Source organism: Polaromonas sp. P1_E1_2, assembly GCF_056406035.1.
This window is the reverse complement of record NZ_JBFUAZ010000732.1, coordinates 1-1,831: the sequence shown is the minus strand read 5'-3', so window position 1 is coordinate 1,831 and position 1,831 is coordinate 1. Positions and strand designations below refer to the sequence as shown.

Below are 1,831 nucleotides of genomic sequence, written 5' to 3'. Positions count from 1 at the left end.
GGATTACGCGCTGGGCAAGCAGTTCGAGCCGCTGGGGGCCAGCGGCCGGGCCGACATTCTCGGCCTCAGCCTGTCCCACCCCCTGCTGCGCGGGCGCGCCAGCAATTTGTACGGCCTCATCAGTGCAGAGCAAAAAAAGCTCGTTGACGAAACGCGCACACCCGCACTCAAAAGCGAGCGCGACATCGCCGCGCTCAGGCTGGGGCTGGCGGGCAACTTCATCGACGAACTGGCAGGCGGCAGCAGCCTGAACAACTATGCCGTGAACGCCACCTTTGGCCGCCTCACGTTGAATGCGGCCGATCAGGCGCTTGACGATGGCCTCGGCGGCCTGCGCACAGCGGGCGGTTTCAGCAAGCTGAACCTGGAATTCCAGCGCTCCCAGTTTTTTGATGCCGCTTACAGCTTTCACGTCGCGGCACAGGCCCAGCTGGCGTCGAAAAACCTCAGCTCGGCCGAAAAAATGGTTCTGGGCGGGCCCAATGGCGTGCGCGGCTACCCAGTGGGCGAAGGCGTCGGCGACGCCGGTTTCCTGTTGAACCTGGAGTCGCGTTACCAGCTCGCGCCAACGGTTTGGGGTGAGCCTTTGACCCTGCTGGCTTTCTATGACCATGGGCGCATTCGCTTCAACCAGAACGGCCCCACTGTGCCGGGCAATGCCAACACGCTGAGCCTCGGTTCCGTCGGTGTGGGCGCGACGCTGGGGCAGCCCGGCAAATTCCTGGTCAAGACCTACCTGGCCTGGCGCACGACGACAGCGCTGCCGTCCACCGGCGACCCGGACCGTGCGCCGCGCGCATGGCTGTCGGTCCAAACCTGGTTCTAGCCCGGCCCCACTCCCCGCTCTGCATGCCCATCATGACCGCCCACACTTCTTCCGCCCGCGCCGCCTATAGCCCCTGGTCCGTGCGTACGGTGGTGGTCCGCCTGTCTCGCAAGCTCTCGGCCACCTACCGCATCCGCAGCGACCGCAGGCTGTCGCGCCTGCTTGCGACGCTGCTGGCGGTTGTCTCGCCCTGGGCCACCGCCTTGCCTGAAGGCGCGCAGGTGGTGGGAGGCCAGGCCAGCGTCAGCACGCCGTCGGCCAACGCCATGGTGGTCAACCAGACCAGCGACAAGGCGGTGCTGAACTGGCAAAGCTTCAACATCGGCGTGGGGCAATCGATGCAGTTCGTGCAGCCCGGCGCTTCGTCCGTCGCGCTGAACCGCGTCATCGGCAACGGTGCCTCATCCATCTTCGGCTCGCTGAGCGCCAACGGCCAGGTCTTCCTGATCAACCCGGCGGGTGTGATGTTCGCTCCTGGGGCGCAAGTCAATGTGGGCGGGCTCGTCGCCTCCAGTCTCGACATCGGCAACGGCGACTTCATGGCAGGTCGCTACACCTTCAGCGGCAACGCCTCCGGCCGGGTGGACAACCACGGCAGCATCAACGTCGCGCGCGGCGGTTACGTGCTGCTGGCCGCGCCCCAGGTCAGCAATACCGGTGCCATCACCGCAGACGCTGGTTCGGTTGGCCTGCTGGCAGGCTCCCGCGTGTCGGTCGACACTTCGGGCACAGGCCTGGTGCGTTTCTCGGTGGATGCGGCGGCGGCACAGGCCGCGATCACCAACAGCGGCAGCATCACGGCCACGGGCGGCCGGGTTGCCGTGCTGGCCAGCGCCATGGGCGATGCGATGGCGACCGTCATCAACCAGTCCGGCGTCATCCGCGCCAACTCCGCCGTGGAGCGCAACGGCACGATTGTGCTGAGCGGCGGTGGCACAGGTGTTGTCCAGGTCTCCGGCACACTCGATGCCAGCGGCACCGCCCCGGGCCAGAGCGGCGGCACGG

2 protein-coding genes are annotated in these 1,831 nt (G+C 67.0%); both read left to right on the top strand.

Annotated features, from left to right (window positions below):
• Positions 1-826, top strand: an 826-nt coding sequence (locus AC1D1P_RS22270; RefSeq protein WP_477674483.1) for a ShlB/FhaC/HecB family hemolysin secretion/activation protein, incomplete at its 5' end; no start/stop codon positions are given.
• Positions 827-858: 32 nt separating this feature from the next.
• On the top strand, positions 859-1,831 hold a 973-nt coding region (locus AC1D1P_RS22265; RefSeq protein ID WP_477674482.1), incomplete at its 3' end, for a two-partner secretion domain-containing protein.